This is a genomic window from Pseudoxanthomonas sp. X-1, assembly GCF_020042665.1.
In the GTDB taxonomy this organism is placed as follows: domain Bacteria; phylum Pseudomonadota; class Gammaproteobacteria; order Xanthomonadales; family Xanthomonadaceae; genus Pseudoxanthomonas_A; species Pseudoxanthomonas_A spadix_A.
In genome coordinates this window covers 4,356,939-4,379,615 of record NZ_CP083376.1, presented here as the reverse complement: position 1 = coordinate 4,379,615, position 22,677 = coordinate 4,356,939, and the positions used below count along the sequence as shown (strand labels likewise).

24 protein-coding genes are annotated in these 22,677 nt (G+C 70.9%); 12 read left to right on the top strand and 12 right to left on the bottom strand.

The genetic code is table 11. The annotated features are described in order from the left end of the window. Positions 1-20 precede the first annotated feature (20 nt). The 6 genes from LAJ50_RS19595 to LAJ50_RS19570 all read right to left on the bottom strand — a co-directional run bounded on the left by LAJ50_RS19595 (position 21) and on the right by LAJ50_RS19570 (position 5,175). Positions 21-1,202, bottom strand: coding sequence for an ABC transporter permease (locus LAJ50_RS19595; RefSeq protein ID WP_138655278.1), 1,182 nt, complete (start codon positions 1,200-1,202; stop codon positions 21-23). Beyond that, positions 1,199-1,945, bottom strand: a complete 747-nt coding sequence (locus tag LAJ50_RS19590; RefSeq protein WP_138655276.1) for an ATP-binding cassette domain-containing protein — start codon at positions 1,943-1,945, stop codon at positions 1,199-1,201. The genes LAJ50_RS19595 and LAJ50_RS19590 overlap by 4 nt, the downstream gene beginning before the upstream one ends. Then, entirely contained in the window at positions 1,942-3,402 is a 1,461-nt protein-coding gene (locus tag LAJ50_RS19585; RefSeq protein ID WP_138655274.1) for an alpha/beta hydrolase, read from the bottom strand. Before LAJ50_RS19585 ends, LAJ50_RS19590 begins: the two co-directional genes overlap by 4 nt. Positions 3,403-3,490: 88 nt before the next feature. Further along, complete coding sequence (locus tag LAJ50_RS19580; RefSeq protein ID WP_130534184.1) at positions 3,491-3,685, bottom strand: helix-turn-helix transcriptional regulator; 195 nt, start codon at positions 3,683-3,685, stop codon at positions 3,491-3,493. After that, on the bottom strand, positions 3,682-4,323 hold the full coding sequence (locus tag LAJ50_RS19575) for a hypothetical protein (RefSeq protein ID WP_138655272.1): 642 nt from the start codon (positions 4,321-4,323) through the stop codon (positions 3,682-3,684). The genes LAJ50_RS19580 and LAJ50_RS19575 overlap by 4 nt, the downstream gene beginning before the upstream one ends. 153 nt (positions 4,324-4,476) lie before the next feature. Beyond that, on the bottom strand, positions 4,477-5,175 hold the full coding sequence (locus LAJ50_RS19570; protein ID WP_138655284.1) for an FAD-binding oxidoreductase: 699 nt from the start codon (positions 5,173-5,175) through the stop codon (positions 4,477-4,479). Positions 5,176-5,314: 139 nt separating this feature from the next. Between LAJ50_RS19570 and LAJ50_RS19565 the strand changes: the two genes are divergently transcribed. Both LAJ50_RS19565 and LAJ50_RS19560 read left to right on the top strand, forming a co-directional pair. After that, positions 5,315-6,283, top strand: coding sequence for an ABC transporter ATP-binding protein (locus tag LAJ50_RS19565; RefSeq protein WP_138655270.1), 969 nt, complete (start codon positions 5,315-5,317; stop codon positions 6,281-6,283). Next, positions 6,280-7,086 carry an ABC transporter permease gene (locus tag LAJ50_RS19560; protein WP_130551522.1) on the top strand — a complete coding sequence of 269 codons (807 nt, stop codon included), beginning with the start codon at positions 6,280-6,282 and terminating at the stop codon, positions 7,084-7,086. Before LAJ50_RS19565 ends, LAJ50_RS19560 begins: the two co-directional genes overlap by 4 nt. A gap of 158 nt (positions 7,087-7,244) precedes the next feature. Here the strand turns inward: LAJ50_RS19560 and LAJ50_RS19555 are convergent, their stop codons facing one another. Beyond that, positions 7,245-8,195, bottom strand: coding sequence for an AraC family transcriptional regulator (locus tag LAJ50_RS19555; RefSeq protein ID WP_138655268.1), 951 nt, complete (start codon positions 8,193-8,195; stop codon positions 7,245-7,247). A gap of 97 nt (positions 8,196-8,292) precedes the next feature. Between LAJ50_RS19555 and LAJ50_RS19550 the strand changes: the two genes are divergently transcribed. The 4 genes from LAJ50_RS19550 to LAJ50_RS19535 all read left to right on the top strand — a co-directional run bounded on the left by LAJ50_RS19550 (position 8,293) and on the right by LAJ50_RS19535 (position 11,924). Then, positions 8,293-9,042, top strand: coding sequence for an SDR family oxidoreductase (locus LAJ50_RS19550; RefSeq protein ID WP_138655266.1), 750 nt, complete (start codon positions 8,293-8,295; stop codon positions 9,040-9,042). A gap of 241 nt (positions 9,043-9,283) precedes the next feature. After that, positions 9,284-10,309, top strand: a complete 1,026-nt coding sequence (locus tag LAJ50_RS19545; RefSeq protein ID WP_138655264.1) for an OmpA family protein — start codon at positions 9,284-9,286, stop codon at positions 10,307-10,309. Between the two features lie 88 nt (positions 10,310-10,397). Continuing rightward, positions 10,398-11,333 (top strand): 2-dehydropantoate 2-reductase, encoded by a 936-nt coding sequence (panE, locus tag LAJ50_RS19540; protein WP_138655262.1) that lies wholly within the window; start codon positions 10,398-10,400, stop codon positions 11,331-11,333. A gap of 72 nt (positions 11,334-11,405) precedes the next feature. Continuing rightward, a complete protein-coding gene (locus LAJ50_RS19535; RefSeq protein WP_130551527.1) occupies positions 11,406-11,924 on the top strand; it encodes a hypothetical protein in 519 nt (172 codons plus the stop codon). A gap of 9 nt (positions 11,925-11,933) precedes the next feature. Here the strand turns inward: LAJ50_RS19535 and LAJ50_RS19530 are convergent, their stop codons facing one another. Next, entirely contained in the window at positions 11,934-12,728 is a 795-nt protein-coding gene (locus LAJ50_RS19530; protein WP_138655260.1) for a TatD family hydrolase, read from the bottom strand. A gap of 70 nt (positions 12,729-12,798) precedes the next feature. Between LAJ50_RS19530 and hrpB the strand changes: the two genes are divergently transcribed. Together hrpB and LAJ50_RS19520 are read left to right on the top strand one after the other, a co-directional pair. Beyond that, the gene (gene hrpB, locus LAJ50_RS19525; protein ID WP_224096403.1) at positions 12,799-15,303 is read left to right on the top strand and encodes an ATP-dependent helicase HrpB; all 2,505 of its coding nucleotides are present in this window, start codon (positions 12,799-12,801) and stop codon (positions 15,301-15,303) included. A gap of 218 nt (positions 15,304-15,521) precedes the next feature. Then, a complete protein-coding gene (locus LAJ50_RS19520; protein ID WP_130551529.1) occupies positions 15,522-15,941 on the top strand; it encodes a hypothetical protein in 420 nt (139 codons plus the stop codon). Positions 15,942-16,058: 117 nt separating this feature from the next. On the opposite strand, the gene LAJ50_RS19515 is transcribed toward LAJ50_RS19520, so the two are convergent. The 4 genes from LAJ50_RS19515 to LAJ50_RS19500 all read right to left on the bottom strand — a co-directional run bounded on the left by LAJ50_RS19515 (position 16,059) and on the right by LAJ50_RS19500 (position 18,219). Beyond that, complete coding sequence (locus LAJ50_RS19515; protein WP_130551530.1) at positions 16,059-16,601, bottom strand: pseudouridine synthase; 543 nt, start codon at positions 16,599-16,601, stop codon at positions 16,059-16,061. Positions 16,602-16,740: 139 nt separating this feature from the next. Continuing rightward, entirely contained in the window at positions 16,741-16,989 is a 249-nt protein-coding gene (locus tag LAJ50_RS19510) for a DUF2164 domain-containing protein (RefSeq protein ID WP_130551531.1), read from the bottom strand. Continuing rightward, positions 16,986-17,375, bottom strand: a complete 390-nt coding sequence (locus LAJ50_RS19505) for a hypothetical protein (RefSeq protein WP_130551532.1) — start codon at positions 17,373-17,375, stop codon at positions 16,986-16,988. The genes LAJ50_RS19510 and LAJ50_RS19505 overlap by 4 nt, the downstream gene beginning before the upstream one ends. A 16-nt stretch (positions 17,376-17,391) precedes the next feature. Beyond that, positions 17,392-18,219 (bottom strand): class I SAM-dependent methyltransferase, encoded by an 828-nt coding sequence (locus LAJ50_RS19500; protein ID WP_130551533.1) that lies wholly within the window; start codon positions 18,217-18,219, stop codon positions 17,392-17,394. 141 nt (positions 18,220-18,360) lie between these two features. On the opposite strand from LAJ50_RS19500, the gene LAJ50_RS19495 reads away from it, so the two are divergent. The 4 genes from LAJ50_RS19495 to LAJ50_RS19480 all read left to right on the top strand — a co-directional run bounded on the left by LAJ50_RS19495 (position 18,361) and on the right by LAJ50_RS19480 (position 22,426). After that, entirely contained in the window at positions 18,361-19,317 is a 957-nt protein-coding gene (locus LAJ50_RS19495) for an aldo/keto reductase (protein ID WP_130551534.1), read from the top strand. Positions 19,318-19,440: 123 nt separating this feature from the next. Then, the gene (locus tag LAJ50_RS19490; protein ID WP_165424140.1) at positions 19,441-19,599 is read left to right on the top strand and encodes a hypothetical protein; all 159 of its coding nucleotides are present in this window, start codon (positions 19,441-19,443) and stop codon (positions 19,597-19,599) included. Between the two features lie 347 nt (positions 19,600-19,946). Beyond that, entirely contained in the window at positions 19,947-22,133 is a 2,187-nt protein-coding gene (locus LAJ50_RS19485) for a glycoside hydrolase family 3 N-terminal domain-containing protein (RefSeq protein WP_138653576.1), read from the top strand. A 20-nt stretch (positions 22,134-22,153) separates the two neighbouring features. Further along, positions 22,154-22,426: a hypothetical protein gene (locus LAJ50_RS19480; RefSeq protein WP_138653574.1), complete on the top strand. Its 273-nt coding sequence runs from the start codon at positions 22,154-22,156 to the stop codon at positions 22,424-22,426. The last annotated feature ends 251 nt before the right edge of the window (positions 22,427-22,677 follow it).

Here is a 22,677-nt window from a genome sequence, read left to right as displayed (position 1 = left end):
TCGTTGCAGGCGATGCAGGCTCAGCCGGAAATCGCCAGCTGCTCGCCGCGGTAGCGGCGCACCGCCAGGAACCACATCAGCCCGGCCAGGGCGAAGCTGGCGCCCAGATAGATGCCCCATTGCGCCGGCGAGACGACCTCGCCGCGCACGACCTTCAGGATCAGCTGGTTCTGCGCCAGGAACGGCACCGCGAACTGCCACAGCTGGGTCTTGACCGGGTTCACCATCAGCACGATCGAGGGCAGCATCGGCAAGAGCATCAGCCAGCTCATGTGGCTCTGCGCCTCCTTCATGCTCTTGGCCGTGGCCGACAGATAGGTCAGCAGCGTGGTGCCGATGAAGACCATCGGCATCAGGATCAGCAGCAGCAGCGCGATGGTCGAGAAGCTCACCGCCATCTGCCGCCCGACCGTGGGCGAGACCACCGCGGTGACCTTGAACATCAGCAGCGTCAGCGCCAGCGACAGCAGCGCCACCGCGCAGGCGGCGGCGACCTTGCCGCTGACCACCGCGCCGCGCGGGGCGGGCGTGGCCAGCAGCGGTTCCAGCGACTGGCGTTCGCGCTCGCCGGCGGTGCCGTCCATGATCAGGTAGGCGCCGCCGATGAAGGCGCTGAGGATCAGCAGGTACGGCAGCAGCACGCCCACCAGCCGGCCACGCTTGGCTTCCTCGGAGGCCATGTCGGTGTCGCTGATCTGCAGCGGTGCGGCCGCGGCCGGGCTGACGCCGCGCGCGAGCAGGCGCAGCGCGCCGACCTGGCTGTTGTAGGCCCGCAGCAAGGCCTGCACGCGCTTGACCGGCACCTCGGCGTTCTGCCGGGTTGAGTCGCTCAGGATCTCCACCGGCGCCGGCTCGCTCTTGCGCCACTTCTCGCCATAGTCCTGGCCGATGCGCAGGATCACGTCGGCCTTCTGCTCGGCGATGGCCGCAGCGACGTCGGCCGGGGGATCGACCACGGTGACATTCTGGCCTTCCAGCCAGGCGATCAGGTTGGGCGCGTGCTGCTTGCCGATCACCGGCAGTTCCAGCGGCTTGTCGGTCAGGTCGCGGATGCGGTTCTCGGTCAGGGTGAACAGCCCGATCAACAGCACCGGCACCAGCACCGGGCTGAGCAGGAGCGAGAGCGCCACGGTGCGGCGGTCGCGGAAGAAGTCGAGCAACTCCTTGCGCATGACCACCCACAAAGTCTTCAGGCTGTTCATGCCAGCAGGCCCTCCTCCGAGCCGATCGCTTCGACGAAGGCGTCCTCCAGGTTCTCGTGTCCGTACTGCGCGCGCAGTTCATCCGGCGTGCCGGCGGCCACCACCGTGCCCTTGGCGATGATCACGATGCGATCGCACAGTGCGGCCACCTCCTGCATGATGTGGCTGGAGAACACCACGCAGCGGCCTTCGCCGCGCAGCTGCTTGAGGAACTCGCGCAGGCCGCGGGTGGTCATCACGTCCAGGCCGTTGGTCGGCTCGTCCAGCACCACGTTGCGCGGGTCGTGCACCAGCGCGCGGGCGATGGCGGTCTTGGTGCGCTGGCCCTGGCTGAAGCCCTCGGTGCGCCGGTCCAGGAAGTCGGTCATGTTCAGCGCGTGCGCCAGGCGCTCGGTGCGCGCGGCGATGGTGGCCTTGTCCAGCCCGTGCAGCGCGCCGAAGTAGGCGATGTTCTCGCGCGCGGTCAGGCGCTTGTACACGCCGCGCGCGTCGGGCAGCACGCCCAGCGCGCGCCGCGCCGCCTGCGGATCGGCGGCCACGTCCACGCCGTCGATCAGCACCTGGCCCTGGTCGGGCTGCATCAGCGTGTAGAGCATGCGCAGGGTGGTGGTCTTGCCGGCGCCGTTGGGGCCGAGCAGGCCGGTGATCTGGCCGTCGGCGGCGGTGAAGTCCACCCCGCTCACGGCCTTGACCACGGTCTTCTTCGATTGGAAGGTCTTGTGGAGATTCTGCAGGGCGATCATGGGTCCCATCCGTAGAAGCCGGTGAAAGGCGGGGTGTCGGTGAGGCGGTCCAGGCACTTGGCGTCCAGCGACTTGGCGTCGGCCTTGTCCAGGAACTGGCCCAGCAGCTGCGGCGCGCAGCCCACGGCGATGACGTTGTGGCCCTGGCCCTTGAGCACCAGGTGGCGCGCATTGGGCAGCGACTTGGCCACTTCCGCGCCGTAGCGCGGCGGGGTCACCGGATCGAACTGGCCGCTCAGCAGCAGCGCCGGCACGTCGGTGGACAGCGGCTTGCGAAAGTTCGCCGCACGCGTGCCCTTGGGCCATACCGCGCACTGCGCCTTGAGCCCCTCGACGATGGCGTTGCCTAGCAGGGAGCCGTCCTGCCCGGGATCGGGCGCCAGCTCGCTGCCGTCCTCGGCGCAGATCACCGACAGCTGCATGCCCATGGCCATCGAATCGGACAGCGAGCCGCTGATCAGGCTGGTCGTGGCGGCCAGCGTGTCGTAGCGGCCCTGCGCGGCTTCGGCGAACTGCAGCGGCAGGGTCGCGGTCATCAGCGGCATGTAGGCTGACATGCGCACCAGTCCGGCCACATCGCCGGCGTGCAAGGTCTCCTGGCGCGCCGCGCCGGTGACCGGATCGCGGAAGGTCACGGTCGGCGGCTGCGTGCGCAGGGTCTGCATCAACGCGTTGAGGCGCTGGCGCGGGTTGCCCAGCTTGTCGGCGCAGGCCTTGTCGTTGGCGCAGCGGGCGAACTGCAGGTCCAGCGCGCTTTCCAGGTTCTGCGCGAACTCGTTGCCCAGCACCAGCGAATTGGGCGCCACGCCGTCGAGCACGATGGCGCGCGTGTGCCGGGGATAGGTGGCCGCGTACTGCTGGGCCACGCGCGTGCCGTAGGACACGCCCACCAGGTCGATCCGCTCGGCGCCGATGGCCTGGCGTACCGCGTCCAGGTCGGCGATCGCATCGCCGGTGGTGTAGAAGCGCGGGTCGGCCTTCTTCTCCAGCTGCGCCAGGCAGCTGCGGGCGTAGGCCGCGGCGGCGTCCGGCGTGTCGATGGACTGGGCCTTGTCCGGCTGCGGGCACTGCAGCGGATTGGAGCCGCCGGTGCCGCGCTGGTCGACCAGGATCACATGGCGCTTGGCGTTGATCTTGGCGAAGGCCGGCTGCACCTGCGGATAGGTGTCCAGCGCCGACTGGCCGGGGCCGCCGGCCAGCATGAACACCGGATCGGGCTCGGCCGAGGTGTCGTTCTGCGCCGGTACCCAGCCGATGCGCAGGGCGATCCTGCGCCCGCCGGGCGCGGCGCGGTTCTCGGGGACCTGCAGCGTGGCGCACTGGGCCTCCACCGAGGTCGGCATCAGTGGCGCGCTGAGCGTGCAGGGTTTGAACTCCAGCGTGCCCAGCGTGCGCGCCTGCGCCGCCGGGACGCTGGCCGCCAGCAGCAGGGCCGGCCACCACCATCGTTGTTGCATGGGACTCTCCTTGGAAGGCATCCGTTGTCCGGATGTGGATGCTGACATGACGCGCCGCGCCGGCCGATGTGACCGGGCACGGCGCCGGTTACGGTTCGAACAGGAAGATCGCCTCGATCGGCTCGCCGAACAGGCGCGCGATCTGGAAGGCCAGCGGCAGGCTCGGGTCGTACTTGCCGGTCTCAATCGAGTTGATGGTCTGGCGCGACACGCCCAGGCGTTCGCCCAGCGCCGCCTGCGACCAGCCGCGCGCCTCGCGTAGTTCGCGCACGCGGCTGTTCACAGGTACTTGCGCAGCTGCCAGGTGTAGACCACCACCTGCACCAGCATCAGCCACACCCCCAGCCACAGCAGCGCGTTGCCGGCGTCGATCCGGATCAGCCCGAGGCGCATCAGCACCCAGGCGACGAAGTAGCCCTGCGACACCAGCAGCGCGGCCAGCGCCCAGCTTTCCACCTCCAGCTTGCGCATCAGCTCGTCCAGCTGGCGCAGGCGCAGCAGGGTGGCCGCCACGAACAGGCCCATCGCCAGCAGGGGCAGCGCGCCCAGCACCAGCACCTGCACCGGCGAGGCGGTCTGCGGCACGCCCCACCGCGCCAGCAGCACCAGCAGCACGTACAGCGCCAGGGCGATGCCGTTGAACCAGCGCACGCGACGATCGGCGCAGGCGCCCTGCTCGCGGGCCTCCAGCAGCAGGAAGTAGGTGCGCCGGGCCCCGGGGATCAGCAGCACCAGCAGCAGCACGGCCAGCGCGGTGCCCATGCCCGCCGCCATGCCCAGCAGCGTCTGCCGCCCGTCGGCGCTGAGCGTGGGCAGCAGGCCCGGCACCAGCGCCAGCACCGCCACCGCGGCGGCCAGGGCCGCGATCAGCGGCAGGCGCCAGCGCAGCGAGCGCGGCGCGGGTGTGGTCTGGTCATTCATCGGCGTGCTCGGCCTGTGGCGGGAGGCGGCGCGCCTGGGCGCGGTCGTGCAACGGAGCGGTGTCCATGCGAGGCGCGATGTCAAGGAAGGTTGACACCATCCTGCGCGCGAAGCCGGCACCGTGTCAAGCACGCTTTACACCGCGGCCAGGCCCTACTTGGAGCTGACGTATTTCTCGCGGCGGATCTGCGGGATCGGCAGGCCGTGGGCCTTCAGCGCCTCGAAGCAGGCGTCGACCATGTCCGGGTTGCCGCACAGGTAGGCGATGTCGCGGGTCGGGTCGGGCGCGATGCCCGGCAGCGCCTGCTGCACATAGCCGTGCTGGGCGCCGGCCTGCTGCTCGCGCGAGAGGCAGGGCAGGTAGGAGAAGCCCGGGTGCGCGGCGGCGAAGGCGGCGAACTCGTCGTGATAGAGCAGCTCGCCCAAGGTGCGCGCGCCCTGCAGCAGCACCACTTCGACGCCGCGCCCGGCCATGGCCGCGGCCAGCGCCGGCAGCATGGCCCGATATGGCGTCACGCCGGTGCCGGTGGCGATCAGCACATAGCGCGCGTTGGCATCGCCCGGCTGCAGGGTGAAGCGGCCGAACGGTCCGCTCGCCTGCACCAGCTGCCCCGGCGTCAGCGCCTCGAACAGCGCCGTGGCCGCGCCGCCCGGCACGTAGCTCACCGCCATCTCCACCGTGCCGTCGGCCGCCGCGCCGGGCGCGCGCACGTTGGCCAGCGAGTAGCTGCGCCGGGCCGCGCTACCGTCGGCCATGGTGAAGTGCACCTGGATGAACTGCCCGGGGATGAAGTCCAGCGTCGCCGCGTCGGCGCGGCGGAACACGTAATGGCCCACGCTCGGGGCCAGCATGCGGCGGGCGATGAATTCCAGCGGAAACTGCGCGATGGCCAAGGCGTGGAACGGTCTGATGCCCGGAGCGACCGGGGCGGGGGACCTATAATAGGCGTCTGTCCGTCAGGCGGGCCCGACGCCCGCGCCAAGGCCTCCCATGACCTCGCTTCCCCCTGTCGCCGGGCCCGTCCCGGCGCTGTCCATCGTCGATCTGAAAAAGCGCTACGACAACGGCGTCGAGGCGCTCAAGGGCGTGTCGCTGAGCGTGGAGCCCGGCGATTTCTTCGCCCTGCTCGGGCCCAACGGCGCCGGCAAGTCCACCCTGATCGGCATCATCTCCTCGCTTGTCAACAAGACCTCCGGGCAGGTGCAGGTGTTCGGCACCGACCTGGTCGCGCACCGCGACGCGGCCATGCGCCTGATCGGCCTGGTGCCGCAGGAGATCAACTTCAACCTGTTCGAGAAGCCCTTCGACATCCTGGTCAACTACGCCGGCTTCTACGGCATCCCGCGCGACGAGGCGGTGCCCCGCGCGGAAGAGGAGCTCAAGCGCGCGCAGCTGTGGGACAAGGCCTTCCTGATGAGCCGCACGCTGTCCGGCGGCATGAAGCGGCGGCTGATGATCGCCCGCGCCATGATGACCCGCCCGCGCCTGCTGATCCTGGACGAACCCACCGCCGGCGTGGACATCGAGATCCGCCGCGGCATGTGGAAGACGCTGCGCGAGATCAATGCCGCCGGCACCACGATCATCCTGACCACGCACTACCTGGAGGAAGCCGAGAGCCTGTGCCGCAACCTGGCGATCATCAACCACGGCCGCATCGTCCAGCAGGGGCCGATGCGCGCGCTGCTGGCGCAGCTGGACGTGGAAGGCTTCCTGCTGGACATCGATGGCGAACTGCCGGCGCAGCTGCCGGTGATCGAGGGCGCCACCCTGCTGGCCGCCGACCCGCACACGCTGGACCTGGACATGCCGCGGCAGATGGAGCTCAACCGCGTGTTCGACGCGCTCGACGAGGCCGGCATCCGCGTGCGCTCGATGCGCACCAAGTCCAACCGGCTCGAGGAGCTGTTTGTCCGCATGACCGCTGCGCCCGCCGCCGCGCAGGAGACCACCGCATGAGCAGCACCCCGACCCTGGTGCCGACCACCAGCAACGCCCGCCGCAACCTGACCGCGCTGTGGACCATCACCCGCCGCGAGGTCGCCCGCATCCTGCGCATCTGGGGCCAGACCCTGGTGCCGCCGGCGATCACGATGACGCTGTACTTCCTGATCTTCGGCGGCCTGATCGGCTCGAAGATCGGCGACATGGGCGGCTACTCCTACATGCAGTTCATCGTGCCGGGCCTGGTGATGATGAGCGTCATCCAGAACAGCTACGGCAACATCTCCTCCAGCTTCTTCGGCGCCAAGTTCGGACGCCACGTCGAGGAGCTGCTGGTCAGCCCGATGCCCAACTGGGTGATCCTGCTGGGCTACGTGGCCGGCGCGGTACTGCGCGGGCTGATGGTCGGCGCCATCGTCCTGGCGATCGCGATGTTCTTCACCCCGGTGCGCGTGCCGCATCCGCTGGTGACGCTGAGCACCGTGCTGCTGGGCGCGACCATCTTCTCGCTGGCCGGCTTCGTCAATGCGGCCTACGCCAGGAAGTTCGACGACATCGCCATCGTGCCGACCTTCATCCTGACCCCGCTGACCTATCTGGGCGGCGTGTTCTATTCGGTCAAGCTGCTGCCGGGCTGGGCCGAGGCGGCCACCCACCTCAACCCGATCTTCTACATGGTCAACGCCTTCCGCTACGGCCTGCTGGGCAGCTCGGACGTGCCGCTGTGGGTGGCCTATGCGCTGATGCTGGGCTTCGTCGTCGCGCTGGCCGCGCTGGGCCTGTATCTGCTCAAGCGCGGCGTGGGCCTGCGCAGCTGACGCGCGGGGCCGCGCGTCAGCGAAGGCTGGCCCCTCGGCGCCCTGGGTGAGCGGCGGCGCGTTGGCGCCGGCGGCGTGGATGCGCTGCCCGGCCTGATCGCGGCACGGGCCAGTCGTCGCATGCCAGGCGTCCGGAAGCGAGAAGCCGCGCCGCGCGCCTACGCCATGTCCCCGACCTGCCCGGAGAACGAAGGCTCGCCCGGCTCGGGGCCGCGAGCGCTCGCCCGCGCGTACTGCGTCGGCGGCTGTCCCACGTGGCGCGCGAAGGCGACGCTGAAGGTGCTCGCGGAGCTGTAGCCGACCCGCGCGGCGATGTCGGCGATGCCGAACTCATTGCGGCGCAGCAGATCCTTGGCCAGGGCCATGCGCCAGGCGAGCAGGTATTCCATCGGCGCCATGCCCACCGTGCGGCCGAAGCGCTCGAAGAATGTCGAGCGCGACAAGGCGGCTTCCTTCGCCAGCACCCCCACCGTCCATGCGCGCGTGGGTTGCGCGTGCATGGCGCGGATCGCCACGGCCAGGCGCGGATCGGCCAACCCGCGCGCCAGGCCCGGCGACGCCGCCGTGCCCGCGGCCGAACGCAGCGCTTCGATGAGCAGCACTTCCAGCAGGCGCGCGAGCACGACCTCGCGTGCGGGCCGCGCCTCGCGCGACTCCTCGCGCACCAACTGGACCAGCGTGGCGAGCCGTTGCTCGCCGTGCACATAGACCATCCGCGGCAGCAGCGAGACCAGCAGCGCCGCGTCCGGCGAGCCGAAGCTGCAGTGCCCGGCCAGGATGCGCAGGTCGATCGGGCCGTCCTGCGTGCCGATCCGGAACTCGCCGTCCGCCACCGCGGTCGGCGTGGTCTCGGCCACCTCCGCGTGCGGCGCAAGGCTGGACATCGTGAGGCGGTGAGCCGCGGGCACCAGGACGAAGTCGCCCGCCTGCAGCAGGATCGGCGCGCCGCCGTCGAGCGCCATGTGGCAACCGCCCTCCAGCACCGCGCAGTAGAAGGGCTGCCCGGCGTCCGAGCGCCGGATGCGCCAGGCGCCGGCACCGACCACGTACTTGGAGAACCGGGCGGCCGGCTGCAGCAGCGTGACCACCTCGGCCAACGGATCCACCATTTCTGGACGCTCGCAAACGAATCGGGGACTGTGGATCGTAGCGAGTACGAGGATGGCGATCTATCGTTGCGGCCTGTCCACGCGCAAAGGAATTCCCTTGAAGACCGTCCTGATCACCGGATGTTCCTCCGGCTTCGGCCTGGAGACCGCACGCTACTTCCTCGCCCGCGACTGGCGGGTACTCGCCACCATGCGCACGCCGCGCGAAGACCTGTTGCCGCCCTCGGCGCAGCTGCGCGTACTGCCGCTGGACGTCACCGATGCGCAGAGCATCCGCGCGGCCGTCGCGGCGGCAGGCCCGATCGACGTGCTGGTCAACAACGCCGGCTTCGGCGCGCCCGCCCCGTTCGAACTGACGGACATGGATACCGTGCGCGCGCTGTTCGATGCCAACACCTTCGGCACGATGGCGCTCACCCGGGCGGTGTTGCCGCAGATGCGCGCGCGCGGCGCCGGCGTCGTGGTGAACATCACCTCCAGCGTCACCTACAAGCCCTTGCCGCTGGTCGGCGTCTACCGCGCGGCCAAGGCGGCGGTGAATGCCTTCACCGAGTCGCTGGCGGGTGAGGTCGAACCCTTCGGCGTGCGCGTGCGCCTCGTGCTGCCGGGATCCTCGGGCGAGACGCGCTTCCGCGACACCGCCCGCACCCGCCTGCGCGGCATGGACGATGCGGTCTATGGCGACTTCATGCGCCACACCATCGCGCGGATGGCCGAATCCACCGGTCCGGGGACGCGCATGCAGGACGTGGCCGAGGCCGTCTGGCGCGCGGCGACCGATCCGTCGGCGCCGCTGTATCTGCCGGCCGGCGCGGATGCGCTGCAATGGGCGGCGGAAGCAGGCTGAGCCGGCGAACGCGCCAGCTGCCTCGCACGACGCGCCTGGCGGTACGCGCCGCTGGAAACCACAGCGGCAGCGTGCAAGGGCCAACGACCCGCATTGGAGGCGTCAGCAGCGGCGTCTGCCGTGATCGCAGCTTGGCCTTCAGACGGCCCTGGCGGCCATCGCTGCATGGCCCGGTGCTGGTGCCCGGCGTGAGCAGCGGCGCACTACACTTGCCGGCCATCCCAAGGCGAAGGAGTGCGACATGAGGCAGGTGGTCTTGACCGTGGCGGTGCTGGGCGGCGCGCTGGCGCTGGCGGCGTGCAAGCCGCAGCGGCCAGCGCAGGACGCCGCCGCCCCCGCGGCCAGTACGCCGACCGAGCCGGCCGCCGCCGCGCCGAAGGATGCCGCGCCGCCCGCGGCCAAGGCCTTCGACGCGTCCAGCCTGCCGGTGTCGAGCGTGCCCCTGGGCGACTTCCCCTACCTCAAGCTGCCCGATGGCTATGTGCCGACCAACAAGGCGGAGCTGGCCGAGTTCGACCAGGTGCCGCTGTGGACCGGCGACCGGCTCGAGCCGGTGGAAGGCCGGATCTGGTGGACCAACGTCAGCGCGGTCCAGGACAAGACCTTCTCGCAGCTGGAGCTGACCCGCAACATCGAGGCCGCGGTGGCGGCGATGGGTGGCCGCAAGATCTTCGATGGACAGATCCCGGCCGAGGCGCGCGACCAGCTCAAGGCCTGGCGCGGTGATCCGGCCACCCGTTTCGTCGATGGCCTGGGCGACTTCTACAACAACCCCGTACAGGTGTTCGTCGTTCATCGCGCCGACCGCGACATCTGGATCCACCTGTGCAGCTATCAGTTCGGCGCCGGGCTGCTGATCGCCGAGACCAAGCCGCTGCAGATCACCGCCGGCCTGCTGCCCGCCAGCGAGCTCAAGGCACAGATCGACAAGGCCGGCAAGGTCGCGCTGCAGGTCAACTTCGCCACGGACAAGACCGACATCCTGCCCGACTCGCAGCCGCAGATCGCCCAGGTCGTGCAGCTGCTCAAGGACGATCCGGCGCTGAAGCTGGCGGTCAACGGCTACACCGACAACACCGGCGATCCGGCGCACAACAAGGCGCTGTCCGAGGGCCGCGCCAAGGCGGTGGTGGCCGCGCTGACCGCGCAAGGTATCGAGGCCGCGCGCCTGTCCGCCGCCGGCTTCGGCGAGGCCGATCCGGTGGCCGACAACGCCAGCGAGGACGGCAAGGCGAAGAACCGCCGCGTCGAACTGGTCAAGCAGTGACGGTCATGCCGGCCAGGCTCCACGCCCGTTGGCGCATCCCGCGCCCGCGTGCTTACATGCCTGCCGTTGACTGAGTAAGAGGCGAGGCATGCGCATCCTGGTGTTGGGGGCCGGCGGCACCGGCGGCTACTTCGGCGGCCGCCTGGCGCAGGCCGGGGTCGACGTGACCTTTCTGGTGCGCCCGGCGCGTGCCGCGCAGCTGGCCCGCGACGGCCTGGTGATCCAGAGCCCGCTGGGCGATGCGCGCCTGGACGTGGCTGCCGTCACCGCCGAGGCATTGCCCGCGCTGGCCGCGCGGCAGCCCTTCGACCTGGCGCTGCTGAGCTGCAAGGCCTACGACCTGGACAGTTCACTCGACGCCATCGCCCCGGCGGTCGGCGCGGACACCACGGTGCTGCCGATCCTCAACGGCCTGCTGCACTATGCGGCGCTGGATGCGCGCTTCGGGGCCGACAAGGTGCTGGGCGGGCTGTGCTTCATCAGCGCCATGAAGGGCGAGCAGGGTCAGATCGTGCACCTGGGCAAGGTGGCCTCGGTCACCTTCGGCGAGCGCGACGGCCGCGGCGACACGCCGCGCGTGCAGGCGCTGGCCGCGGCGCTGGCGCAGGCCGGCGTGCAGTACGAGGCACGCAGCGACATCGCCGTGGCGCAGTGGACCAAGTACACCTTCCTCGCCGCGCTGGCCGCGTCGGCCTGCCTGATGCGCGGCAGCGTCGGCGCGATCGTGGCCTGCGAGGGCGGCCGCGACTTCATGACCAGCCTGTACCGCGAATGCCTGGACGTGGCGGCCGCATCCGGAAGCCAGGTCCCCGAGGCCGCGCAGGCCTCGATGCTGGAAGTGCTCACCCAGCCCGGCTCGTCGCTGACCGCCTCGATGCTGCGCGACCTGCAGGCCGGCCAGCGCGTGGAAGCCGCGCACATCGTCGGCGACATGGTCCATCGCGCCGCCCATGCCGGCCTGCGCGCGCCGCGCCTGGAGACGGCCTGGATCCACCTGCAGGTCTACGCCGCGCAGCGCGCCTGAGGTCCTTCGCGCCGCCGCCACGCGCGACTGCCGATGCTGCGCGGCGTTGCGTCCAAGGGGGGAGCGGTGCCGATGAAAGGCTTGTCCGGGTTGTTCAAGGCCGGCCACGTGCTGGTGATCCTCATGTTCGTGCTGTGCGGCGTGGCCCTGCTGTGGCTGGCCGCGCAGGAGCTGTGGCACGGCCTGGTCCAGGCGCCGGCCGGGGCGGACATGCGGGCGCGCTTCAACACCGTGCTTGAGTGCGTCGGCCTGCTGACCATCGCGCTGGTGTCGATCGAGCTGGGCCAGACGATCTTCGAGGAAGAGGTGCTGCGCGACGTCAAGGTCAGCGGGCCCACGCGCGTGCGCCGCTACCTGTCGCGCTTCATGGTGGTGGTGGTGATCGCGCTGTCGATCGAGACGCTGGTGTCGGTGTTCGAGATGGCGCACGAGGCGCCCGACCAGCTGCCCTACGCGGCGTCGATCGGCGCCACCGCGGCGCTGCTGCTGGTGTCCTGGGGCGTGTTCGTACGCTTCAACCGCGCCGCCGAGGAGCTGGAGCCCGAGGCGATGGCCGATGCCAAGCGCGAGGACGACAAGGTCGAGTCCTAGCGCCGGTCGTCAGTCCCCGGGCAGGCGGAAGAAGGCACGCGCGGTGGCGGTGGTCGCCTGCGCGGTACGGTCCGCGTCCTCGCCGCGGTCGCGCGCCAGTTCCGCGGCGATGTGCGGCAGGAAGGCCGGCTCGTTGCGCCGGTCCTTCGGCAGCGGCCTGAGCGTGCGCGGCAGCAGGTAGGGCGCGTCGGTCTCGATCATCAGCCGCTGCGCCGGGATGCCGGGGACCAGCTCGCGCAGGTGCGCGCCGCGGCGCTCGTCGCACAGCCAGCCGGTGATGCCGATGTGCCAGTCCTGGTCGAGGTAGTCGAACAGCTCCTCGCGCGTGCCGGTGAAGCAATGCACCACCGCCGCCGGCAGCCGGCCGTCGAACTGCTTCATGATCGCCATGAAGTCCGCATGCGCATCGCGCTGGTGCAGGAACAGCGGCTTGCCGGTGTCCACCGCGGTCTGCAGCTGGCGCTCGAACGCGCGCCGCTGCGCCGGGCGCGGCGAGAAGTCGCGGTTGTAGTCCAGCCCGCATTCGCCCACGGCCACCACTTCCGGCTGGGCGAGCAGGGCGCGCATCTCCGCGTCGCACTCCTCGGTGTATTCGACCGCGTGATGCGGATGCACGCCGGCGGTGGCGAACAGCACGCCCGGATGCGCGTGCGCCAGGTCCAGCGCCTTGGGCGAATGCTCGCGGCTGGCGCCGGTGATCACCAGCTGGGCCACGCCGGCCGCGCGGGCGCGCTGCAGCACGGCGTCGCGGTCGCGGTCGAAGGACTCGTGGGTGAGGTTGGCACCGATGTCGATGAGCTGCATGGAGCGTGGCGCACGAACGTGGGGGAGGCCATTGTAGGGCGTGCCCGCCGCGCGCCTTATCCTGTGCGCGATGTCCGCACCGTCCTTTCCCATCGCTTCGCTGCTGCCGCAGATCACCGCCTCGCTGGCCGACCATCCGCGCCTGGTGCTTGAGGCCCCGCCCGGCGCCGGCAAGACCACCCAGGTGCCGCTGGCCCTGCTCGACGCGCCGTGGCTGGAAGGCCGCCGGATCGTGATGCTCGAACCGCGGCGCGTGGCCGCGCGTGCTGCCGCCGGTTTCATGGCCCGGCAGCTGGGCGAAGCGGTGGGCGAGACCGTCGGCTATCGCATCCGCTTCGAGAACAGGGTCGGCCCGCGCACGCGGATCGAGGTGGTGACCGAAGGCATCCTCACCCGCATACTGCAGGACGACCCGCTGCTGGAAGGCGTCGGCGCGCTGCTGTTCGACGAATTCCACGAGCGCCACTTGGCCGGCGACCTCGGCTTGGCCCTGGCGCTGGACGTGCAGGCCGGCCTGCGCGAAGACCTGCGCATCGTGGTGATGTCGGCGACGCTGGATGGCGAGCGCCTGTCGCAGTGGCTGGACGCGCCGCGGCTGACCAGCGCCGGGCGCAGCTTCCCGGTGGCGGTGTCGCACTTCCCCGCGCGCCGCGACGAGGCGCTGGAGTCGCAGGCGCGCCGCGCGATCGAGCAGGCGCTGGCCGAGCAGCCCGGCGACCTGCTGGTGTTCCTGCCCGGGCAGCGCGAGATCGGCAAGGTCGAGGCCGCGCTGGGCCACAGCCCGGCGCTGGGCCAGGCGCACGTGCTGGCCCTGCATGGCGAGTTGCCGGTCGAGCGCCAGTCCGAAGTGCTGCAGCCCGATCCCGACGGCCGCCGCCGCGTCGTGCTGGCCACCAACGTGGCCGAGTCGTCGGTGACCCTGCCCGGCGTGCGCGTAGTGATCGACAGCGGCCTGGCGCGCGAGCCGCGCTTCGATCCCAACAGCGGCTTCTCGCGGCTGGACGTGGTGAGCATCGCCCAGGCCTCGGCCGATCAGCGCGCCGGCCGCGCCGGGCGCGTGGCCGAGGGCGTCGCCTGGCGGCTGTGGCCGGCCTCGCAGCGGCTCGAACCGCAGCGCCGCCCGGAGCTGGCCCAGGTCGAACTGGCCGCGCTGGCGCTGGAACTGGCCGCCTGGGGCAGTGACGCGCTGCGCTTCCCCGACCCGCCGCCGGCCGGCGCGCTGGCCGCCGCGCGCGATCTGCTGCGCAAGCTCGGCGCGCTGAGCCAGGCCGGCACCATCACCGAGACCGGGCGGCGGATGCTGCGCCTGGGCACGCATCCGCGCCTGGCGGCGATGCTGCTGGCCGCGCCCGCCGGGCCGCTGCGCGCGCTGGCCTGCGACCTGGCCGCCATGATCGAGGCGCGCGATCCATTGCGCCAGGCCGGCGATGGCCTGGCCGCGCGCTGGCGTGCGCTCGCGGCGTTCCGCAACGGGCGCGTGGCGGGCGATGCGCACCGCGGCGGCCTGGCGACCATCGATGCCGCCGCGCGCCAGTGGCGCCGCCGCGTGCGCGAGGACGCCAGCGCCCCGGCCGAACTGGACGCGCACGTGCTCGGCGATCTGCTCATCCACGCCTTCCCCGACCGCATCGGCTTCCGCCACGCGACCGATCCGCTGCGCTATGCGCTGAGCAACGGCCGCACCGCGCGCCTGTTCGACGACAGCAGCCTGCGCGGCGAGCCGTGGATCGTGGCCAGCGAGCTGCGCTTCGAGGCGCGCGACGGCCTGATCCTGCGCGGCGCGCCGGTGGACGAGGCCGCGCTGCGGCAGGCCTTTCCCGAGCGCTTCTCCACCGGCGACCACGTGCGCTGGGACGCGGACCGGCGCGCGCTGGTGGCCCAGCGCGAGGCGCGCTTCGACGCCATCGTGCTGGACGCGCGTCCGGCCGGCCGCGTCGATCCGGCGCAGGCCGCCGGCGCGCTGACCGAGGCCGTGCGCGAACTCGGCCTGGAGGCGCTGCCGTGGACGCCGGGCCTGCGCCAGTGGCAGGCGCGCGTGCAGAGCCTGCGCGCCTGGATGCCCGAACTGGACCTGCCCGACCGGTCCGACGCGGCGCTGCTGGCCACGCTGGACCAATGGCTCCGGCCCGCCTTCACCGGCAAGACGCGCCTGGACGCGCTGGACGAGGCCACGCTGGGCGAGGCGCTCAAGTCCGGCCTGGACTGGTCCCTGCGCCAGCGCATCGACACCCTGGCGCCCACCCGCATCGCCGTGCCCTCCGGCCTGGAGCGGCCCATCGACTACGGCCTGGAACACGACGGCAGCCCGCGCGCGCCGGTGCTGGCGGTCAAGCTGCAGGAACTGTTCGGCCTGGGCGATACCCCGCGCATCGCCGACGGGCGCGTGCCGCTGACCCTGCACCTGCTCTCGCCGGGCGGCAAGCCGCTGCAGGTCACCCAGGACCTGCGCAGCTTCTGGGCCAACACCTATGCCGAGGTGCGCAAGGAAATGAAGGGCCGCTATCCCCGCCATCCCTGGCCCGACGACCCCTGGAGCGCCACCGCCACCCACCGCGCCAAGCCGCGCGGAACCTGAGCCGTCTGTTCTGGAGCGCGTCGCTTCCGTGGGAGCCGCCATGGCGGCGATGAAGCTTTCCCGGTAAGCCCCTCGCCGCCATGGCGGCTCCCACCCCACCAAGCTAAATCAGCGAATCCCGGCATTCAGCCTGCGGCAGGCCTCGCGGCACTGCGCACACAAGCCTTCCACACCGCCGCCGGGACACTGGTCGCCTGTCATCACCCAAGGGGTTCCCCATGAGCAAGTTCTCCGACATCAGCGATCGCGCCCTGGAAACCGCCCTGGATCTGGTCCACCAGGCAGGCGATGGCCTGCGTCATGCCGGCAGCAGCGCCCGCGACCTGTTGCCCTCGCGCAGCTCCAAGGCCGCCAAGCTGTTCAAGAGCAGTGCCGCGCTGGGCGCGGTGCGCACCGGCGGCAAGGTCGCCGGCAACTTCGTCAAGCGCAATCCGGTGGCCGTGGGCGCCGCCGCCGCGGTGGGCGTGGGCCTGATCGGCTACGCCGTCTATCGCAAGTACAGGGAAAAGCAGGGGCAGCCGCTCAACGGCAGCGCGCGTCGCCTGGAGCCGGCGACCACCCGCGGCAACGCCGGCGTGCGCTCGCGCTCGACCCGCTACAGCCGCGTGGCGCCGAAGGCGACCCCGGCCAAGGACTGAAGGTTTCACGCTGAGTCCTCGGCCGTCGTGCCGCGAGCGCGGTCGCGGCGGCCGAGCCAGCTTTTCATCCGACACCCGGCGCATGGCCGGGTGTCTTCGTTTCAGGCCTCGACGATCTCAGCCCCGCACGACGCGCCACTGCCCCGGCTGGAGCCCGTCCAGCGCGATGCCGCCCATCGCCACGCGCACCAGCCGCAGGGTGGGCAGCCCCACCGCCGCGGTCATGCGCCGCACCTGCCGGTTGCGGCCCTCGCGCAGCGTCAGCGCCAGCCATGCATCGGGCACGGTCTTGCGCACCCGCACCGGCGGATCGCGCGGCCACAGCGCCGGCGGCGGATCGAGCAGGGCCGCGCGCGCGGGCAGGGTGGGGCCGTCGTTCAACACCACGCCGTTGCTCAGCGCCTGCAGCTGGTCGGGCCGCGGCGCGCCCTCCACCTGCACCCAGTAGGTCTTGTCCTGCTTGTGGCGCGGATCTGTCAGCCGATGCGCCAGCGCGCCCTCGTCGGTGAGCAGCAGCAGACCTTCGCTGTCGTAGTCGAGCCGGCCGGCGGCGTAGACATCCCCGGGCAGCCCGAAGCCGGCCAGCGTCGGCCGCGGCGTGGCGCTGCGGTCGGTGAACTGGCACAGCACGTTGAACGGCTTGTTGAAGGCGATCAGCACGGCGAAGCGGCGCGAGGGAGGCGGGGCTGCGCATTATCCCCTGTGCGTAACGATCCCATCTCGAGGGTCGCAGCGCGGTCGCGCCACGATCCCGGCACGCGCCACCGCGGTTGTCTGCGCGCGGGTGCCGCGAGTACCGCTATTTGTGGAACTCGGTCGGCTTCTCGAGCTGCACGATGGCCTCGTTGAGGTCATCCACGCGCGCGGCCAGCACGGCCTGCGCGTCGTACAGGCCGCGGTTGTAGAAGTATCCGCCGATCTCCTCGGCGAAGAAGTCCAGCAGGAACTCCGCATCGAAGCGGCCGATCTCCTGCCGCAGCTCCTGATCGAAGTACAGCTGGATCCGGCGCACGATCGCCGCCTTCTCCTCGGTCTCGAACCGGATCATTCCCGCGCCCCCGTTGCCGGTGCCGTCCGGCTCCGCCGTGCCGAGATCCACATGCGAACGACCAGCAGCACGGCGAACGCGATTACCGCGATCCGTGTCAGTACCGGCACCTCCGGGACGCCCTGCGGCCAGAAGACAAGCCAGAGCGCCAGCAGTGCCAGTGCAGACAGCGCCAGGAAGAGCAGGGCGCGCGCCACGCGCGAGGAGAAGGGCCATACGAGCGCCGGGGCGGCAAACAGCAGCAGGCCGATCGCCTGCAAGATCCACCCGGTCTGTCCCTGCGCGACCTGGCCGGCGACCGCCGTCGCCAGCATCAGCACGGCCATCGCGGCCAGCACCGCACCCAGCAGCGCGACCGCGCCGGTCAGCAGGGCTCGCCCGTGCATGCCGGATGCTCCTGCCTCAGGGCTTGGTGAAGCGCAGCGTCATGCGGTCGCTTTCGCCGATGGCGCGGTACCTGGCGTCGTCGGCCGGCGGATGCTTGTTGGTCGGCGGCAGCGTCCACACGCCACCGGGGTAGTCCTTGGTGTCGCGCGGGTTGGCGTTGATCTCGCTCTGCGCCTCCAGCCGGAAGCCGGCCGCGGTGGCCAGCGCGATCACCTGCGCCTGGCCGACATAGCCGCTCTTGTCGTCGTCGGCCACGTCGCCCTTGGCGCGATGCTCGACCACGCCCAGCGTGCCGCCGGGCTTGAGCACGGCATAGAAGCCCTTGAACATCGCCTCGGCGTTGTCGGCCATGCGCCAGTTGTGCACGTTGCGGAAGGTGAGCACCACGTCGGCCGAGCCCGCCGGGCCGAACACCGGGGCGGCTGGCGAGTAGCGCACCAGCCTGGCCTTGCCGTAATGCGCCGGATCGGCGTCGAACAGCGCCTGCAGGCTATCGGCGGCCTTCTGCTGGTAGGCACGCGAGGATTCGGCGACCGCGGCCGGGTCGACCACCGCGGCGATGTACTGGCCCTCGGCCTGCAGATACGGCGCCAGGATCTCCGAGTACCAGCCGTTGCCCGGGGTGATCTCGATGACCGTGTCGTGCGGCTGCACGCCGAAGAAGGTCAGGGTCTGGCCGGGATGGCGGTACTTGTCGCGTTCGACATTGTCCGGCTTGCGCCAGCTGCCATCGAGGCTGGCCTGCAGCGCGGGCGCCACAGGGGACGGCGGGCTCGCCTGCTGTGCGAGGGCCACCGGCGCCAGCGCGGCGCACAGGGTGAGAACGGCAAGCGATCTGCGCATGAGCACATCCCATCAGCGAAGGTGCGCGCGAGCCTAGCATGTCGTGTGGACGTCACCAGGCGTGGACGCGACGTTAAACGGCCGCGGCCTACCGTAGGGCGTCCTTCGTTTCTCCCCCCACGTCCAGGACAGGAGTGCCACATGACCATTTCGCAACGTCCGCTCGGCAGGAGCGGTCTCACCGTCGCGCCGCTGGCTTTCGGCGGCAACGTGTTCGGCTGGAGCGTCAAGGACGCGGCCGGGACGGCCAAGCTGCTCGATGCCTTCGTCGACGGCGGCTTCAACCTCATCGATACCGCCGATGTCTATCCGGCCTGGGTGCCCGGCAACCGCGGTGGCGAATCGGAGACGCTGATCGGCCAGTGGCTCAAGTCCAGCGGCAAGCGCGACCAGGTGGTGATCGCCACCAAGGTCGGCAAGTGGAACGAGCTGCCGGGCCTGTCGCCGGACAACATCGAGACCGCGGTGGACCAGTCGCTCAGGCGCCTGGGTGTGGACACCATCGATCTGTACCAGGCGCATGCCGACGATCCCTCGATTCCGCTGGAAGCGACCCTGGGCGCCTTCGCGCGGCTGATCGAGAAGGGCAAGGTGCGCGCGATCGGTGCATCCAACTACAGCGCCAAGCGCCTGGCCGAAGCGCTGGAAGTGGCGCAGGCGCAGGGTCTGCCGCGCTACGAGACGCTGCAGCCGGAATACAACCTCTACGACCGGGCCGATTACGAACAGACGCTGGAGCCGCTGGCCAAGGCGCAGGGCCTGGGCGTGATCAACTACTACGCGCTGGCGTCGGGCTTCCTGACCGGCAAGTACCGCGACCCGGCGGATGCGTCCAAGAGCCCGCGCGGCGAGACGGCGGTCAAGCAGTATCTCAACGACCGCGGCCGCCGGATCCTGGCGGCGCTGGACGAAGTGGCCGCCCAGCAGCGCGCCAGGCCCGCGCAGATCGCGCTGGCCTGGCTGATGGCGCGCGACTCGATCACCGCGCCGATCGCCAGCGCCAGCAGCGTCGAGCAGCTGCACGAGATCCTGCGCGCGGCGCAGCTGACCCTGACGGCGGAACAGGTCCAGGCGCTGGACGAGGCCAGCGCCCCCTGAGGCGGGCGTAAACCGTTGCGCGGCGTGAAGGTTCGCAGGCAGGGCGTGCACCCGCGCATGACGAGGCCGGATGGACATTCCGCAGCGCGCCGCCCTCCGGCATCGCGGCGCGAGGAGGTCGTCGTGAGCATCGCGAATCGCTGGTTCATCCATCCCGGACCGTCCCACGAGTCGGAGGACTTCCTGCCGCTGCCGCCAGGCAGCGGCGAGCCACCCTGTCCGGTCCAGGCCGGTGACCCGCCCGAGCGCCGCGAGGACGAAGGTCCGCAGCAGCTGCATTAAGGGTGGGCGCTGCGTCAGGAATTGTGGAAGCGCCACGGCGGCGAAGCTTTCCCGATAACGCCATCGCAGCGGCGGAAACCCCGCGTTGCCGTTTGCGGCAAGCAACGTCCCCGGGCTGCTTCGCGGGAACGACGGGAGTGCGTTGTCGGCGGCCGTAGCGCTTGCCTGCTGCGAGCCAGAAGGACCATTCCAATCCCACGCCGACCACCGACCGTGACCGCGCGCTCATCGGCGTCTCGACAGATGGCACCGACCGGGTGCAGCCTTGTCCGTTTGGAGCACCCGGGGGCTTGGCATCCCACGGGCTTGGCCTAGAATGTCTGAAAACGTTTTCACGGCGAGACCGGATGTCGAACTCCGAACGGATTGAAGCCCTCATCGCGCAGATGACGGTCGAAGAGAAAGTGGGCCAGCTTGGGATCTTTGCCGACGCGCTGCGGCCGTTCGCCCCCGACGTGAACCCGGAAGCCAATGCACTGGACGCGGCGCAGGTGCGCGAAGGCATCCGCGCCGGGCGGATCGGCGCGCTGTTCAACGGCGTCGGCGCCGCCCAGGGGCGCGAGGCCCAGCGCATCGCGCTGGAAGAGTCGCGCCTGGGCATCCCGCTGCTGTTCGGCTCGGACGTGATCCACGGCATGCGCACGGTGTTCCCGATCCCGCTGGGCGAGGCGGCCAGCTTCGAGCCCGACCTGGCGCGCCGGACCGCGCGCGCCACCGCCGTCGAAGCCACCGCCGCCGGCATCCACTGGACCTTCGCCCCGGCCGTGGACGTCGCCCGTGACCAGCGCTGGGGCCGCGGTGCCGAGGGCGCCGGCGAGGACGTGGTGCTGGGCTGCGCCTTCGCCGCCGCGCGCGTGCAGGGTTTCCAGGGCCAGGCCGGGCTGCGCGCCGAGGACTGCCTGCTGGCCGCGCCCAAGCATTTCGCCGCCTATGGCGCGGTGGCCGGCGGCCTGGAGTACGCCAGCGTGGACATCTCCGAGCAGACCCTGCGCGACGTCCACCTGCCGCCGTTCAAGGCCGCCTTCGACGCTGGCGCGATCACGGTGATGAGCGCCTTCAACGACATCAATGGCGTGCCGGCCAGCGCCAACCGCTGGCTGATGACCGACCTGCTGCGCGGCGCCTGGCAGTTCCCCGGCCTGGTGGTGTCCGACTACACCGCCGACATGGAGCTGATCGCGCATGGCTATGCGGCCGACGAGCGCGACGCCACGCGTCGTGCGTTCACCGCCGGCCTGGACGTGAGCATGCAGAGCGGCTTCTACGAGCGGCATCTGGGCGCGCTGGTGGAAAGCGGCGAGGTGTCGATGGCGCAGCTGGACGAAGGCGTGCGCCGCGTCCTGTGGGTCAAGGAGCAGATCGGCCTGTTCGACAACCCGTATCGCTCGCTCGATGCCGTGCGCGAGGCCGACACCACCCATCTGGCCGCGCATGAAGCGCTGGCGCGCGACGCGGCGCGGCGTTCGATCGTGCTGCTGAAGAACGACGATGCGCTGCTGCCGCTGCGCAGGCAGGGCCAGAAGATCGCGCTGATCGGTCCCTTCGTGCGCGACCGCGAGAACATCGAGGGCTGCTGGACGCTGTTCGGCGACAAGTCGCGCTATGTCACCCTCGAAGCCGGCGTGCGCGCCGCGCTGGGCGAGGACGCGCAGCTGGTCGTCGAAGACGGCTGCGGGCTGGAAGCGGCGATCGAGGGCGGCATCGAGGCCGCCGTCGCCGCCGCGCGGGCCAGCGACGTGGTGGTGCTGGCCATCGGTGAGCCGCAGCGCTACAGCGGCGAGGCGCAGTCGCGCACGCAGATCGTCGTGCCGGCCGCGCAGCAGGCCCTGGCCGAAGCGCTGGCGGCGACCGGCAAGCCGTTGGTGGTGCTGCTGCGCAACGGCCGCGCGCTGGCGCTGCAGGGCGCCGTGCGCGACGCGCGGGCCATCGCGGTGACCTGGTTCCTGGGCAGCCAGACCGGGCATGGCGTGGCCGACGTGCTGTTCGGCGACTACAACCCCTCCGCCTGCCTGCCGGTGAGCTTCCCGCAGGACTCCGGCCAGCAGCCGCTGTTCTACAACCGCCCGCGCACCGGCCGTCCCGAGCTGCCGGATGTGCACGAATACAAGTCGCGCTGGCGCGAGTTCACTGCGGACGCGCTGTATCCCTTCGGCCATGGTCTGTCCTACACGTCTTTCGCCTACGGCACGCCGCAGCTGTCCACGGCGCAGCTGGGCTGGGACGAGACGCTGGAGATCACCACCACCGTCACCAACACCGGCGCGGTGGCGGGCGAGACCGTGGTGCAGCTGTACGTGCACGACCGCGTCGCCAGCCGCGTGCGCCCGGTGCGCGAGCTCAAGGGCTTCAACAAGATCGCGCTGCTGGCCGGCGAATCGGCGCAGGTGCGGTTCCAGCTGGACCGCCATCTGCTGGCCTTCACCGGCACGGACCTGGTGTTCGGCGCCGAGCCCGGCCTGTTCGATCTGTGGGTCACCGACTCGTCGGCCAACGGCAGCGCGGTGCAGTTCGAACTGCTGGCGCCGAAAGCCTGATCGATCCACCGGGCGCCGCCATGGCGGCGCCCGGCGATGATGCAGCCGCAGCTGCGTATCGCGTCGATTATCTCGGCGGTCGATTTATTTTTCGAAAAGTGCTTGCGCGTCGATTATGTGCGGTGTATCGTGAGCGCCCATCGCAGGACACGCCTGCGTTTCAATCCATCGAATCCAAGACCATGAACTTCCAGCCACGCCACCAGATCATCCGCATGACGCAGCTGCTGCGCGTCGCGGGCCTGCGTGCGCTGGAAGCGGCGCACGGCGCGCACAAGGCGGACAACCGCTGACGCCGGTCGACTCCACGGGAGATCGGCCACCGGCGATCTCCCGAGGCACTGCGAATGCCCTCGGGTCCTGAAAACCCGGGGGTTTTTCTTTTTCCAGGCATTCGCAAAGGCGTTTGCGTGCGGCCACGCACGACCCACCAACATGGCTTTCCGATCCGGAACCGACAGGTTCTGCCCTGGAGCATCCGGGCGTGCTGGCGCACGCCCTGAGGCAAGGGCGCGGCTGCAACCGGCGCATGTGCGCCGCGTGG

Excerpts from the sequence above, each read along its gene's own strand:
- LAJ50_RS19595 (WP_138655278.1), bottom strand. The coding sequence starts at position 1,202 with ATGAACAGCCTGAAGACTTTGTGGGTGGTCATGCGCAAGGAGTTGCTC.
- LAJ50_RS19590 (WP_138655276.1), bottom strand. The coding sequence starts at position 1,945 with ATGATCGCCCTGCAGAATCTCCACAAGACCTTCCAATCGAAGAAGACC.
- LAJ50_RS19585 (WP_138655274.1), bottom strand. The coding sequence starts at position 3,402 with ATGCAACAACGATGGTGGTGGCCGGCCCTGCTGCTGGCGGCCAGCGTC.
- LAJ50_RS19575 (WP_138655272.1), bottom strand. The coding sequence starts at position 4,323 with ATGAATGACCAGACCACACCCGCGCCGCGCTCGCTGCGCTGGCGCCTG.
- LAJ50_RS19570 (WP_138655284.1), bottom strand. The coding sequence starts at position 5,175 with ATGCTGGCCCCGAGCGTGGGCCATTACGTGTTCCGCCGCGCCGACGCG.
- LAJ50_RS19565 (WP_138655270.1), top strand. The coding sequence starts at position 5,315 with ATGACCTCGCTTCCCCCTGTCGCCGGGCCCGTCCCGGCGCTGTCCATC.
- LAJ50_RS19560 (WP_130551522.1), top strand. The coding sequence starts at position 6,280 with ATGAGCAGCACCCCGACCCTGGTGCCGACCACCAGCAACGCCCGCCGC.
- LAJ50_RS19555 (WP_138655268.1), bottom strand. The coding sequence starts at position 8,195 with ATGGTGGATCCGTTGGCCGAGGTGGTCACGCTGCTGCAGCCGGCCGCC.
- LAJ50_RS19545 (WP_138655264.1), top strand. The coding sequence starts at position 9,284 with ATGAGGCAGGTGGTCTTGACCGTGGCGGTGCTGGGCGGCGCGCTGGCG.
- panE (WP_138655262.1), top strand. The coding sequence starts at position 10,398 with ATGCGCATCCTGGTGTTGGGGGCCGGCGGCACCGGCGGCTACTTCGGC.
- LAJ50_RS19535 (WP_130551527.1), top strand. The coding sequence starts at position 11,406 with ATGAAAGGCTTGTCCGGGTTGTTCAAGGCCGGCCACGTGCTGGTGATC.
- LAJ50_RS19530 (WP_138655260.1), bottom strand. The coding sequence starts at position 12,728 with ATGCAGCTCATCGACATCGGTGCCAACCTCACCCACGAGTCCTTCGAC.
- hrpB (WP_224096403.1), top strand. The coding sequence starts at position 12,799 with ATGTCCGCACCGTCCTTTCCCATCGCTTCGCTGCTGCCGCAGATCACC.
- LAJ50_RS19520 (WP_130551529.1), top strand. The coding sequence starts at position 15,522 with ATGAGCAAGTTCTCCGACATCAGCGATCGCGCCCTGGAAACCGCCCTG.
- LAJ50_RS19510 (WP_130551531.1), bottom strand. The coding sequence starts at position 16,989 with ATGATCCGGTTCGAGACCGAGGAGAAGGCGGCGATCGTGCGCCGGATC.
- LAJ50_RS19505 (WP_130551532.1), bottom strand. The coding sequence starts at position 17,375 with ATGCACGGGCGAGCCCTGCTGACCGGCGCGGTCGCGCTGCTGGGTGCG.
- LAJ50_RS19500 (WP_130551533.1), bottom strand. The coding sequence starts at position 18,219 with ATGCGCAGATCGCTTGCCGTTCTCACCCTGTGCGCCGCGCTGGCGCCG.
- LAJ50_RS19495 (WP_130551534.1), top strand. The coding sequence starts at position 18,361 with ATGACCATTTCGCAACGTCCGCTCGGCAGGAGCGGTCTCACCGTCGCG.
- LAJ50_RS19485 (WP_138653576.1), top strand. The coding sequence starts at position 19,947 with ATGTCGAACTCCGAACGGATTGAAGCCCTCATCGCGCAGATGACGGTC.
- LAJ50_RS19480 (WP_138653574.1), top strand. The coding sequence starts at position 22,154 with ATGGCGGCGCCCGGCGATGATGCAGCCGCAGCTGCGTATCGCGTCGAT.